Genomic DNA, 12,197 nt, shown 5'->3' on the forward strand with positions numbered 1-12,197 from the left:
ACCCCGTCATCTCAGTAGAGATGGCGCAGGTCATGCTTGACCACCGCATCGACCACCAGGCTGGTGGCCTTGCCCAACAGGCCCGTACCGTTCATGTGCTCGGACAGCATCTTGGAAAAGGCTGGAATCTGCCTTTCGTCCAGGTGTGTTGCGCGATCCCACAAGCCCGCGGCCAGCAGTTCTGGGCAGTGCTGGAAGCGATAGCGCTCGACGTTCACGACGGTAGCGACCCGAGGTGGCTTGCCGTTGATTGCCAGTGGGGCGAGCAAGTTCGAGTCGTTGTTCAACCAGGCGCGCCCGGCCACGGATAAAACCGTGTCGGCGCCGGGCTGAAGGAAGGACAGGCGCAAGGCGCCATCGACGAGGATGTTGCTCAGGCTGCAGGCAACCTTGTTGCCGGGGCGTTCCGGTATCAGCAGAGTGTGGCGATCCAGTACCTGGACGAAACCAGCCGGGTCACCTCGTGGCGACATCTCGGTGGCGTCGGCCTGGCGCTGCGTGAGCATCAGCAGGTAGGGCGAGGCGGCGATAAAGGCCTGCGCTGGCTCGGACAAGGCCTGCCCTGTGTCAGCTAAAAAGGGCGTGGTGTACTCTCTGGCCCGCCAGAAATCGGCGCGTACCTTGGCTCGCGAACAGTGCAGGAACAGCGCCTCGGCGCGAAACTCCAACAGCTTTCCGGCCCGCAGAGAGCCCCGGCCATTGGCGCGCAGGCTGAACCCCACGCCGGGCAGGATGAAATACAGACTGCAGGCCATTTCCTCTATCGGCTGCTGTGAGATCGCTTTGTCTGCCGGCCAGGGCAGCAGGATGTCCTGGCCCTCGGCCCGTAACACTGGATGGTGGCGCAAATCGAGGTACTCGATATCTAACCGCGGGTCGGCGAAGCCGACGGCGCAAACCGTCGCTTGGCGGATCATCAGCAGGCAGTGCTCATCCAACCTGCGCTGCAGGCGTTTGTGCATTATCGCCGGTGGTGGCGGAATCAGTGCGCGTAAGGCGCTTAACGATTCGATTCTGTGCTCGGGCATAGCAGGTCTTCCTGTGCCATGGTCGTGTCGTCGATGCTAGGCAGTCCGATGACGGCTGGCCATGGCTCTGCGGTTCAACCTGCATGGCTTTTGGTTGCAACCTGCACTTGCACGGCCGACGGCTGGCCGCCGCTCTGCACCGTGCGTTAGAGTCGTTACCCAAGCAACTACCAAGAGCAAGCCCGATGGTCAGAAGTACCACCGTATCGGCCGTCGCAGTGCTGGATCTGCACGACCAGTTGCTGAATCTCGGCGTGGTCACTGCAACCCAGTTGCGGGAGGCCGGGGTGGAGGGTGCCAAACTTCTCGACCAGGGGGCTGCGGCATCGCCGATCCAGGAGCAGCGTGTCGACGAGACCCAGTTACTGGCGCTGTGGCAGTTCGCCGCGAACAACACGCAATTGCCGCATATCGGCCTGCTGATCGGGCAGACCTTCAACCCCGCCACGCATGGCGTGCTGGCTAGTTGGTTGTGCCAATGCAGTCGGGTGAGCGAGGTGCTGGAAGTATTCCAGCGGCATATCGCGCTGATGAACCCTTCGGAGAGCTGGCAGTACAGTGAAACGGCAGATGCTCTGGTGCTGGAGATCACCTTCGCCCCCGGCAAAACCTACCCGCAGGCCGCCATCGAACGCAGCATGAGTGCAGTGCTGCGCTGGAGCCGGGAGATGACCGGCGTAGAGCTGCGGCCTCTGGCCTGCGAGTTCGCTTTCCCATCCCCGGCCTACCATGCGCACTATGTCGAGCTGTTCGGCAGCGAGCTGCGCTTCGACAGCGAGAGAAACAGCCTCCACCTGCCGCGCGACTTCCTGCAGCATCCCATTCTCGGCGCCAGCGACTACCTGCGACAGATGCTGGAGTCTCGTGCAAGGGCGACACTCGCGCAGCTGCAAGACGCAGATACGCTTGCCGGCACGGTGCGTCGCTTGATTCTCGCAAGCCTACCCGAAGGCATGAGCATCGAGCCAATCTGCCAGGCGTTGCACGTCAGTCGCACCACGCTCTACCGACGCTTGAAGGAAGAGGGCACCAGTTTCAGCGCGCTGGTGGCGGAGGTACGTCGCGAGTTGTCCGCGGAGCTGATTCGCCAGGGGCTGCCCGTGGCGACGGTCAGCGAGCGGCTGGGGTTCAGGGATACCAGCACTTTCCACCGTGCCTTCAAGCGCTGGTTCGACCGCCCTCCGGGAGCCTTTCGAGACTAGCAATGGGCTTGCCGCTTTCGGCGTCAATGGCGCGTTAAGCGAGGCGATTGAATTGCCCCTGAAAAGGTAGGTACCTGCGAACCTCAATGCAGGAGACTGGCCTGTTGCGAATCAGTCCGCTTCTGGCCGAATTCTGCCTGTCACAAAGAGCTGAAAACGCGAACGACAGTAGTTGATTGGGCCGCATCGGCGGCCCAGGCCAATCGCAGGCGATCACTCCGCCGCCGATTGGCCTGCTTGCATCGTGCGACGCAACAACGCTGCCGTTGCCGAGCGCGCTTCGACCTCGTCCAGCAACGCCTCGACCAGTGCGAGGCTCATCTCCAGCGATTGCTCAGTCGCCCAAAGCAAACCGCGCACCTCGGCATTGACCATCGCACAGGCGTGGGCGTTGGTCTGGTAGGCGCTTTTGAGGAGGACGGAGGCGTGGACCAGGGCGTCTTCGGATGAGACACCGGAGCGGACAGCGAAGAGTGGGTCGTGGCTGCCGTTGCAGGAGCCGAAGGTGGTGCTGGTTTGGGTGGTTAAGGGTGGATCTGGAACGGGTTTTGTCATTGTGGAGCTCCTTGATCAGTGGAACTGCCACGCATCGCTGCTAAACGATAAGGGTGGCAGCTGTACGCGGGTTAGCAGACCAGGGATCAAGGAACCCGGCGCGCACGAAGGCGCCCCGCGCACAGCCGCCATAACGCGAGACAACCGGCATAAAAAAAGCGCCGATTGATCGAGAAGGGGCGCTGTTTGCACCTTGATCATTGGACAGGCTGCTAAACCCGGTCGCTGAATTGGCAGCGACTGGGGGAGAGTAACGTGGTGGGTGGGGTAGGGCAAGGGGCTATCGGGGCAGAGGGATGATTGCGATCAAAGAGGCAGGGCCACATGAAAGCTTTTGGTAATCCGATATCAGTCAATGTGTTGCATCAATCGGCTGAAGCCACAGCAAATTACTGACTGTCGGCGCAGTGCTGAAGCTGGACTCGAATCAGCCTCGATGGCATCTACTCAAGCCGACAAACGTGCGAATTGAATGTCACGAACGGACCAGAAATGGTTGGTGAGTTTCCCTGCTCGGTCTACGCTATCAGAAGCACTATGTTTGGTCGTGGTAACGGAGGGGAGAAGGTGGAGTACCGCATCTACGATGACACGTTTGGAGCCGACAATGCTTGGTCGGAAATAGAACGGCTCGCTGACAGCTCTGACGAAGATGCTGTGGTGGCTGCAGCACGGTTCTTTACCGCGATGAACAAAATGAAAGTGGACGGTCGCTGCTATGCAAAGCCATTACCTATGGATCTGATCAAATGTTCAAGTTTCACGCCAGAAGCAATCCTACATGCTCGTAACACTAGGGGGCATCACTTGTATTTAACTTTCATCAAGCGACCAATGGCGCAATATGGAGAGGTACGAATTCTTAAAGCGCTTGCGGAACCGAGCCCCTCCAGCGAAAGTGCAACGGATAGCAAAGATCGTCACAATAAGATGACTGCCGCATTGCGTGCAGGGGTATATCATGGCTAAAAATATCCCACCTAAATCACCCCTAGAGTCACCTGAGGACCGGATTGCCGCAAAAATTGCTACTGCGGCCAAACGCTTTCCTGCTGTCGAGCAGGCGTTGCGACAGGAACGCGCGGCGCTCGAGGTTGCCGCAGCGGTAGCCGAAATTATTGAAGCTTCTGGTCATTCAGTCGAAGATCTTGAAGAAATCGCAAGCAAGTCAGGAGTATCTATCCTAGAGCTCCAAGATATCCTCACAGCCAGTACTGAGGGTAGGACGTCGATTGTAACCTTAGCGGTCATCGCATCTGCTCTGGGATACCGATTTGGCTTCAGCTTTGCGCCCAAGTCCATGTCGATTCTCGAGGCTGCCAGCTACGTTAAGAAGCCTAGTCACGTCGTTGATGAATTCGGCATAAATTATTATCGCTACAAATAATAATGAGCTCCCCTGTGAAGATTAAGCTCCGCAGAGTTATTTTGAAAAGCCTCGTCTTCCTCGTTTTCCTATTGGTAATGTATTTCAGTCTGCGATGGGTTGGAGCAGCTCAGCAAGGAAATTTGCTCGCATTTTTTGGTTCTTTAATAATGATAATCCCCCCGGTAAGGGTGATGCTGGAAAACTGGGTGTTTCATAAGGCCGCAATTCAAAAGACCGACGATCCAGTGCTTAAGTCCATTCAGGTCAAAATCGGAAAAGCTCAGGTAGTGACATACGTACGATTTTCCTGGATAGATGCCATTTCTTATTTAGTTGGGATGTCACTGGTTGCTACAGGATTTTTGTTGCAGGTGCTCGGATGTACGCTTCCGGTTTAAAATAGTGCAACGTATTGGTGGAAGGCACGGCCGTATTCTGCCTTTCACATGATTGGACTCCACGCTAGAACCTCACCATTCGTCCTCGAACAGCAAAATAACCAACGGAAATTTGAGGCGGATCCAGAATGCCGAGGGCGGCGATGTACACGATGTCGCGGATATCATCGTCTGCTTCTGGCCGAACTCTGCCTGTCACGAAGAGCTGAGAACGCGAATGACGGTAGTTGGGGGGGCCGCATCGGCGGCCCAGGCCAATCGCTGGCGATCACTCCACCGCCGATTGCCCTGCTTGCATCGAGCGACGCAACAACGCTGCCGTTTCCGAGCGCGCTTCGACCTCGTCCAGCAACGCCTCGACCAGTGCGAGGCTCATCTCCAGAGATTGCTCAGTCGCCCAAAGCAAACCGCGCACCTCGGCATTGACCATCTCACAGGCGTGGGCGTTGGTCTGGTAGGCGCTTTTTAGCAGGACGGAGGCATGGACTAGGGCGTCTTCGGATGAGACACCGGCGCGGACAGCGAAGAGTGGGTCGTGGCTGCCGTTACAGGAGCCGAAGGTGGTGCTGGTTTGGGTGGTTAAGGGTGGATCGGGAACGGGTTTGGTCATGGTGGTACTCCTTCGTAGAAAGGATCCGCCACCGACTGCCGCCAAGCAGGGAAGGGTGACGGACTACGCAAGGTTGGCGGACCGGTACGAAGGAACCCGGCACTTCCGAAGAAGTCCATGCGCAGCCCGCCATAAAGCATCATCGCGGGCACAAAAAAAGCGCCTGCGATGGTGAGATTGGGGCGCTTTGCGCCTTCGTGTCGGGCCGCCAAGCCCGAGTCGCTGAATTTGCAGCGACTGGGGGAGGTTAACGGGGTTGGGGTGGGGATTCAAGGGGGGAGTTCTTTGTGGCTGTTTTCGACCCAGAACAGCCCTTCATGGCTAATGACCAATCGCAGACGTTCGGCCAGTTTTCTAGGTTCTCGAGCTCAAATCCAGATCTGAAGGCTACCTTGAATACGAGACTGGCGAGCGCCAAGTAGTGGCATTAAGCCATTTTATGCGTTAGCGTACGGCAGAATTGGTAGCGAAACTGCTTTCCGCGACGCTTCCGAAGCTCCAGTAAAGAGCAGTTTTGTACATTGAAACTGCATCAGCCAACCGAGGGTAGGATGCCTAATTATTTCAGGGATTCGAATGGTTTTCTGAACCTGGCCGCTCAGAAGTTAGTTCCCAATCAAGGCTTTCGCGCGGGTCAACTCGGTGTTATGCATGCTGCGATGGCGCATTACTCGGTCGATACCGATCCGGCGATCATCTGCCTTCCAACGGGGTACGGTAAGACATCGGTAGTTATTCAGAACATACTCTATGACTATCACATCGATCAGGTCATTGCAGAAATGGCTGTGAACCAACTGCATCAGGACTTAGCTGCAGGACATGATCATCGCCTCTTTGTGAGGACAGCAATGATCGAGGCAGCCAGAGCATTGGATTCAATGCATCAAGCGCTTGGAGTCTGCTAGTGAAATTCGTATTTTGTTGCGATGTATCTGTGCTGCTTACGTACATGACAGATAGAGTGGATCGACGCTTTAAGTCACTATTTAGATTTTTAGTTGGTGACCTGCAGGCACTCAAGAAGAGGCTTAATGCCACTCGTGCAACTAAACTTTGGTTCTCCGTGGAGGGCATGCACCCAGGAGTAAGCAACGCCAAAGTCGATGCACGCCTCGCAGACCTAATGTCATTCGGCATCTCTTATTTCATACAAATTGGTGTAACAAAGGCTTACTGGTTAGTAAGGGGGTAAGCAGCGGTATCTCGAGTACTCGACTAATAGCCGTCTCTGAAAGCCCTGAAAATTAATTGTCTGATCAACTGGCGACATCCTTGCGAGGCAGTTAACGAAATTGCAATCACAAACTATAATCCACCTTGAAAAGAGATCGAGGCACAAATGAAGCGCCCAGTTTTATATATTGGCGGACCTGGCTACTCGTACGAGCGCTTCTTACCACTAATCGATGGAATACAAGAGCATTTCGATGAGTTACTGTCTAGGCTAAAAATTTCAACTCCCCAAGGCCAACCTGTGGAGATTAGGCTCAATGTTGAGGCCGCTACTCACGATCAGATTAGAGCCTATGCAAAAAGAGTTGGTAGCACTCAAGAGTATGAAATAAAAATGACAGCTGGACTTTCTTATCACCTCTGGCTCGCCTCTAGAGCTCTCGCTTCTGATGCAAACTATTTGCCATGGATAGCACAGTGCAAAATTAAGGATAGTACCCAGAGGAAACGTGGGCGGCGAGAGATTTTGGCTGATTATGCATACCACATATCTACTTATATGGTCTTGCTGCATGAGATATCTCATGTTGTTTTGGGCCATTGCGATTACGTCAAAGATGTCATGGGGTTTGACTCACTGGATGAATTCCAAGATGAGCAAAAAACTATGAGCCAAGAACAGATCAGAATACGGCGCGCATTCGAAGCAGAGGCTGATAGACAGGCCGGAGAGTACTTGGCCGGATTTTTTGATTCGTCTTTAGGTGAAAGTGGACTGGGAGAGCACATCACATTTCCCAGTCGACGACATGCATATGAGTTTTACGTATATTGCGTGAGCTTGGCTTTTGTTCTTATTCAGCAGCTTAGTCAGCGTAAGGGGGTCGTTCATCCACTGCCAAATGAGCGACAATACATAATTGTTTCGGCTATCTCTGGGTACATGAAAATACATAGACCTGAAGAGATGGATCGCATCCAAAAGCATGCCACAGTTTCAATGATCAAAGCAGCTAGCAAGATGGGCTTGATTGATGGTGATGATATGGCGGTGGTAATTAATAGCGCTTTGTCTCTTGGCTTTGTCGATGATGTGATTAAAGAGACGGGGATTAGACGTTTTCAGCATATTCTGCAAGCGTAAGCAGTACCTTGGCAGTATTATTGAACTACGGCATATTACTTCGCGAATAATCTGTTGCACGCCTCGGCATTAGTGTCTGAAATTAGCCGATAGCTGCGATGCATCGACGGCAGCTTTGGGGCAATCGCAGCCGCTCACGACCGGCAACTTTCGACCCAAAGCTGCCCTATGCGGCTGGCAGCTACCGGCCAAAAGGAGACGCCTTTCGGCGTCTACGGTTTTCGGGGAAATTCAATTTATAAAAATAAAGTTTTATGCATGATTTGTTGCTTGCTGAGTTATCAGTTCACCATGGTTGCTTTCTGAATTTGGCATACGGACTCCCCAGGGGTACGGATTTTCTTTTTGAGCCTGCTGATATTGGTAGACTATTAATTCAGGCATGTTGCGACCTGCATAACATGAGCCAAGTCTAATGGAGAGAATACTTGGTGCGGCTAGGATAAGATGTACTCTCTTTGTGCCTTTGGACTTCAGGGTGGCTATGCTGTTCATGAAGTCTTGCATGAGCCTCTGAATAGATGTCTCGCTGATCACTAGGCCGGGAACGGGATTTTCTATCTTGAGTTCAACAATATTAGCACCAGGGAATGCGACCGCGAGTTCTAGGCGGTCAATGGGGTATGAGACCGAAAAAGCTAATACCACGTCTTGGTATGCAGGCTCATAGTTTATAGGTAAAGAGTCGGTCAGATCGGCGCCCTCATTCGGCGATACCCACATCGATGTCTTTCTATTCCAGTCAAACCAGTGAATTTTGCTTTCTGCTGCTAGCAGATTTCCTGTGAGGAACAAGAGTGGAACAGGCGCTAGCCCTCCAGCGTAGACGCTCAGATCATCGCGATCTCTACCATCTTTGAGTTGTTTGAGACGGATGGGAATTAGATTGACGGCGCTTACAGCTTCTTGCTTTTGTGCTGTTGTGCCTTGAACCAACTGGCGTACATCAATGAATATGGATTCTCTTCGGCCGAGAGTGAGAGAGGGAATCGCACTTTGAAGTGGGCTATCTGCGGTTTGGCTCAGTCCGCGCAGCTCTAGGGCGATCACTAATTTTCGGCGCTGCTCTTGAAATGTGATCCAGGCGAAATATAAGCCGACTGCTATGAGCAGTGCTCCGACACCTAAACATGAGGCATTGACCCACCACTCTGCTTCGGTCGTATTTATTTCGCCTACAATATAACTGCCATCAGCGGACTCTTTGCGGAAAATTAACTTTGCAGCGAGCCATGGTCCGCCCAGCATCAAGGAAACTCCAGCGCTGAGAAGTAGGCCTGCGGGACTCCTTCGAAAATATAAGTTAGCCAGATCAAATATGCGATCCATCAATCGAGCGGAGTTCATAGCTTAAAGTGCCCTAGAAGAGTGAGTGGCTGACCTGCGCGCGCATGCCAGCAGCCGATAGTTTGTGTACCTACAATTAGATAAAGGAGGCCATTGCAGTCAAATCTGCCATCTCTTAATACGCGCTCGCAATCATTGAGATCGGTGCCAGAAGGTGTTGGATTAGCTTCAGGGTGAGTATGCCAAAGGCCTAGCTGAGTGCCTCTGCCATTTGTTTGCATGTTCCAGAGTTCGGCTTCTCGTTGATGCCTATCACTTCTGAAAAAGCTTGCCCTAGAACGTTGGTCTCCCGGTCCAGGGACTGTAAGCTCCTCGGCCAGTAAGCCATTCGTATCGCTATCGACAAACCCCAGAATCAAGCCGCCTGCCTCTTTCGAGTAGAAGCGCTTTTGCGACCAGCTGAAAAGCTTCTTTATCACGTTCGGCGATAAAGATCCGCAGGCGCCTTCTTTTACCTCCCAAACGACATGCCCACTAGTTAAACGCTGCAACATGGACACCTCGGCTGGGCGAATTCGGACGGCGTGATGTCCGAGGCGATGCGTCGAGTGCGCAGGGCGTCGTACGTAGCAGAGGGCTGTATCCCTTCTGCTTTGGCGAGAACCGCCTCCCCCGCCCAGCGTGAGTACAGAGGAACATCGGTTAACACACGCTCAGCAGCCAGGATCGCTGTCCGGGTCGCGTCTAGCGCCGAATAAGGTGTGAAGGCGCCACAGCCCGTCAACTGGCGAGTTACTTTTTGACCGGGTGCCATGAGGGCGGTACGCATAATAGGGAGGAAGCGCTGAGTGTCCGGATCTATGTACAGGCAGTCCAGGCATCCTGGAGTACCTGGGCGCATAGCAATTGCGTGCCCGCCCAAGCCAGCTGCTTCAACACTTGTGGATATGATCAATGATGGCCACTTCTCTCTGAATGCTCTTCGAGCGATGGAGCGTTCAAGAGTCGAGTTGCCGGTTGCAAGCACGATAGCGTCAGCCCCGGCTAGCTCTCCTTTAGCTAGCACTGTTTGAACGCTAGTCGCTCTGGCTTCGATCTGAATATCAGGCATCCGCTCTTTCAGAAAGGTCGCCAGCTCATCAACCTTGGGCTTGGAGATCGATTGTTTCCCAAGCACATGCCTGCCCAGGTTGTCAGGGCTGAATTTGTCATTGTCCACCAGGGTGATTTTGCTAACCCCCGCCAGGGCAAGATGTTCGGCCACGCGGGAGCCTATAGAGCCACAGCCGGCAACAATGACGTGTCGCATGACTGGTTCTCCGCCAGTACGTTGGACCAAGTACTCATGATCCTGCCGCTGTAGGAAATACGTGGATCTCATCTTTGCTGGGCGCAGTCCCCAATAGATCAGCAGTAATGAGTGCCCAAAGCTGCTAGGTACACGCAGAACTACGCCCCGGTTTTTTGGCGCGATGGCAATAGCGCGCTGAGAGGGTGACAGCCTGCTAAGGAATGCGTCCCACCAGTCATGTCCCCACTTACTCAAAAGCCCATAGACCTGATGGATGGTGACATCAAGGAGCCCTAAACGCTCTTGATGGCAGGCGGATAGCTTTGTTGTTCCTTGATTAACTCGGCACACCTTTGGCGTGATGGAGCCGCTTCTGCCTCTGCTCATGAAGGCGACTTCGGCATAAAGGGACTTGGTGATATCGAGCTTCTCGTCGAGGATTACTGGCGATGAGCCGTCATTGCGCAAATAGCCTTCCAGCTCATCGGCAAAAGCAAGCTGGCGCTCATCCTCTGTCATGGCAGAGCTGTGGGCGAGCAATCTGGTTGCCTCTTGGAGTAACCATTCGATTACTCCAGGCACATCCTCTGGGTCGTACTCCAATCCCTCACGATCACTTACGCATACATCGCCTGTGCAGCTGACGTGAGGCCATCCCCAAATTGGTGTTGGCCTGCGCCAATAGACGACAGGAAGTTCATCAACGTTCCAGCCGACTGTGACTAGTCGCAAGGGCCATATGTGCCCCTCTCTATCAAGGGTGATGTCCCACGCAGGCACTTGAAGCTTTTTATCGAACGCAACGATTTCTGCGCCAAGCTCTCGTAGTGCTAGTTCAACCTTGGCGATAAAAGCTTTTTGGACCTCGGTCAAGCGGAGCGACCAGAAGTGCTCACCCCCGCAGAGGTTTGCTTGGTAGTGTCGGACTTCTCTGGCACAGGGAAGTCTTCGCCAAATTTCTTACGGAGTATTTTGCAGGCCTCATGGGTGTCGGCCTGTGCATCCGCTTCGTTTAAGGCATCACGCAGTTCCTCAAGTCGGCTCTTGAGGTCGGTCATTTGGATGTCTGTCATCCGCTCGAAGAGATCGCTGTATGGGGCAACCGGAAGATGGATCTGTAGGCGCGAGCCCGACCACCTTACCAGCATTGCATCTACGAGGTCCCGTAGTGCAATCAGGTCTATGGGTTTGCCATCGATGCTGTCATAGCGAGGTACGAGCCAGTTGTAGGCCGCCACCGTCAGACCGATGCTCGGGGTGTTTTTGTGGCCGATTTTTTCATCTCGCCACCGCTTGAGTGCTCGGACACATCGACGAAACTGGTCACGGTCGCTACCAGAGAACTGATTGGTGATTTTCTCTGTAAGCTCCTGGGCTTCGGACGGCTTCCACTCCCTGTCAGCTAGTGGGGTGCTTTCTCTGCACCAGGCGATTTGAGTTTATCCAGCGGCGTTCGAGCAATAAACGGCAAGGTCGATATGATGGACAGGAGATTCGTCCTTGTAATAGGTGACGGTTACACAAGGGCGGCGAATGTTAACAGTGCGGTTGTGCCGCTCTAATGCATCGCGAACGTACTTTTTCAAAACCAGAGGATCGGGGTAGTCGTTGGGCGAGCATTCAAAGAGGACGCCTATATCCATATCAGGATTGCCATCCAGCGGATGGATACCTGTGTCCAGCGCATAGCTACCCTGAGTGAAGGTTGTATAAGGAGGCGCATCCGCACTGATGTTTTTCTTCAGGTCGGCAAGCAGGGTATCCCTTCTGTCACGAAGATCCTGACTGCTGTCGTAACCGAAAAGAATCGTCCGATGAAAGCTTTCAAACTGAGTTTGCGCGCGAGCCATGTGCTGTCCTCCTAGGGGATTACTCGCATATGGGGGTATGGCGTTTTGATTTCAAGGGACAGCATGCGTTCTTCTCTAGCCATCCAGGCTCAGTGAATCGCCCCATCTTTCCTTGAGGCTGTTCAGCTCAATGCCATCCTAATACGAGGAACTCAACCAACGACTGCTTCTGGCCGGTAGCAGCCAGTACTCAGTGTGGAGCCGGCTTTGCCTGCGATGGGATCGATGAGGCGTCAGCTAGTACGCGGTGGCTGTATCGCTGGCAAGGCCAGCTCCCACAGGTGTTA

At 53.9% G+C, this 12,197-nt stretch carries 14 protein-coding genes; 6 read left to right on the forward strand and 8 right to left on the reverse strand.

Annotated elements, in window-relative coordinates:
* Positions 1–11: 11 nt before the first annotated feature.
* On the reverse strand, positions 12–1,028 hold the full coding sequence (locus PSAKL28_RS11565) for a PNPOx family protein (protein WP_038610326.1): 1,017 nt from the start codon (positions 1,026–1,028) through the stop codon (positions 12–14).
* Between the two features lie 185 nt (positions 1,029–1,213).
* Here PSAKL28_RS11565 and PSAKL28_RS11570 point away from each other — a divergent pair, with 185 nt between their 5' ends.
* A complete protein-coding gene (locus PSAKL28_RS11570) occupies positions 1,214–2,230 on the forward strand; it encodes an AraC family transcriptional regulator (protein WP_038610328.1) in 1,017 nt (338 codons plus the stop codon).
* Between the two features lie 213 nt (positions 2,231–2,443).
* Here PSAKL28_RS11570 and PSAKL28_RS11575 read toward each other — a convergent pair whose 3' ends face one another.
* Complete coding sequence (locus PSAKL28_RS11575) at positions 2,444–2,785, reverse strand: DUF6124 family protein (RefSeq protein WP_038610330.1); 342 nt, start codon at positions 2,783–2,785, stop codon at positions 2,444–2,446.
* Positions 2,786–3,352: 567 nt separating this feature from the next.
* On the opposite strand from PSAKL28_RS11575, the gene PSAKL28_RS11580 reads away from it, so the two are divergent.
* Genes PSAKL28_RS11580 through PSAKL28_RS11590 form a run of 3 tightly spaced genes read left to right on the forward strand, consistent with a single transcriptional unit; the run spans position 3,353 to position 4,552 of the window.
* On the forward strand, positions 3,353–3,754 hold the full coding sequence (locus PSAKL28_RS11580; protein WP_157687021.1) for a hypothetical protein: 402 nt from the start codon (positions 3,353–3,355) through the stop codon (positions 3,752–3,754).
* Complete coding sequence (locus PSAKL28_RS11585; RefSeq protein WP_038610334.1) at positions 3,747–4,172, forward strand: hypothetical protein; 426 nt, start codon at positions 3,747–3,749, stop codon at positions 4,170–4,172. Before PSAKL28_RS11580 ends, PSAKL28_RS11585 begins: the two co-directional genes overlap by 8 nt.
* 14 nt (positions 4,173–4,186) lie before the next feature.
* Positions 4,187–4,552, forward strand: a complete 366-nt coding sequence (locus PSAKL28_RS11590) for a hypothetical protein (RefSeq protein WP_038610335.1) — start codon at positions 4,187–4,189, stop codon at positions 4,550–4,552.
* A 268-nt stretch (positions 4,553–4,820) separates the two neighbouring features.
* Here the strand turns inward: PSAKL28_RS11590 and PSAKL28_RS11595 are convergent, their stop codons facing one another.
* On the reverse strand, positions 4,821–5,162 hold the full coding sequence (locus tag PSAKL28_RS11595; RefSeq protein ID WP_038610337.1) for a DUF6124 family protein: 342 nt from the start codon (positions 5,160–5,162) through the stop codon (positions 4,821–4,823).
* Positions 5,163–5,713: 551 nt separating this feature from the next.
* On the opposite strand from PSAKL28_RS11595, the gene PSAKL28_RS11600 reads away from it, so the two are divergent.
* On the forward strand, positions 5,714–6,070 hold the full coding sequence (locus PSAKL28_RS11600; RefSeq protein ID WP_038610339.1) for a DEAD/DEAH box helicase family protein: 357 nt from the start codon (positions 5,714–5,716) through the stop codon (positions 6,068–6,070).
* Between the two features lie 434 nt (positions 6,071–6,504).
* Positions 6,505–7,482, forward strand: a complete 978-nt coding sequence (locus tag PSAKL28_RS11605; protein ID WP_038610341.1) for a phage exclusion protein Lit family protein — start codon at positions 6,505–6,507, stop codon at positions 7,480–7,482.
* 252 nt (positions 7,483–7,734) lie between these two features.
* Here the strand turns inward: PSAKL28_RS11605 and PSAKL28_RS11610 are convergent, their stop codons facing one another.
* The 5 genes from PSAKL28_RS11610 to PSAKL28_RS27345 all read right to left on the reverse strand — a co-directional run bounded on the left by PSAKL28_RS11610 (position 7,735) and on the right by PSAKL28_RS27345 (position 11,910).
* Positions 7,735–8,829: an SAVED domain-containing protein gene (locus PSAKL28_RS11610; RefSeq protein WP_306452924.1), complete on the reverse strand. Its 1,095-nt coding sequence runs from the start codon at positions 8,827–8,829 to the stop codon at positions 7,735–7,737.
* On the reverse strand, positions 8,826–9,323 hold the full coding sequence (locus PSAKL28_RS26870; protein ID WP_084589097.1) for a Mov34/MPN/PAD-1 family protein: 498 nt from the start codon (positions 9,321–9,323) through the stop codon (positions 8,826–8,828). Before PSAKL28_RS26870 ends, PSAKL28_RS11610 begins: the two co-directional genes overlap by 4 nt.
* Positions 9,308–10,933, reverse strand: coding sequence for a ThiF family adenylyltransferase (locus PSAKL28_RS11615; protein WP_038610345.1), 1,626 nt, complete (start codon positions 10,931–10,933; stop codon positions 9,308–9,310). The genes PSAKL28_RS26870 and PSAKL28_RS11615 overlap by 16 nt, the downstream gene beginning before the upstream one ends.
* A complete protein-coding gene (locus PSAKL28_RS27655) occupies positions 10,930–11,118 on the reverse strand; it encodes a hypothetical protein (protein WP_157687022.1) in 189 nt (62 codons plus the stop codon). Before PSAKL28_RS27655 ends, PSAKL28_RS11615 begins: the two co-directional genes overlap by 4 nt.
* A 381-nt stretch (positions 11,119–11,499) precedes the next feature.
* Positions 11,500–11,910, reverse strand: a complete 411-nt coding sequence (locus PSAKL28_RS27345) for a cyclic GMP-AMP synthase DncV-like nucleotidyltransferase (protein ID WP_051939310.1) — start codon at positions 11,908–11,910, stop codon at positions 11,500–11,502.
* Between the last annotated feature and the right edge of the window lie 287 nt (positions 11,911–12,197).

The organism is Pseudomonas alkylphenolica, from assembly GCF_000746525.1.
GTDB lineage: Bacteria > Pseudomonadota > Gammaproteobacteria > Pseudomonadales > Pseudomonadaceae > Aquipseudomonas > Aquipseudomonas alkylphenolica.